We start from the raw sequence: 330 nt of genomic DNA, 5'->3' as shown, positions 1-330 counted from the left end.
AGGCCCTCGCCCACCGGGGCGAGGCGCGCCCGCACCCGGGAGGGCTTCTCTCCGGCCAGCCGCACGCCCGACCAGGACACGGCCGGGGACACCGCCTCGGCGCCCGCCCGGTGGGCGACGTGCAGGGCGGACTCCAGCAGCGTCGGGTGGACGGCGAAGCCGCCCGGCTCGGCGCCGTCCGCCAGGGCCAGCTCGGCGAACACCTCTCCGCCGCTGCGCCACGCCGACTGCGCGCCCTGCATCAACGGGCCGCAGTCCAGGCCGAGTCCGGCCAGCGACGCGTACAGCTCGTCCACCGACACCGGCTCGGCGCCGGCCGGCGGCCACTCC

The 330-nt window shown here is 79.1% G+C and carries 1 protein-coding gene; it reads right to left on the bottom strand.

The window, feature by feature from the left end:
* A partial coding sequence (locus ABD308_RS06465; RefSeq protein WP_344328559.1) for a polyketide synthase dehydratase domain-containing protein occupies positions 1-330 on the bottom strand: 330 nt, incomplete at both ends.

The sequence above is a fragment of the Kitasatospora putterlickiae genome, from assembly GCF_039527695.1.
Lineage (GTDB): Bacteria > Actinomycetota > Actinomycetes > Streptomycetales > Streptomycetaceae > Kitasatospora > Kitasatospora putterlickiae.
This window is presented reverse-complemented; position numbering and strand designations above follow the sequence as displayed.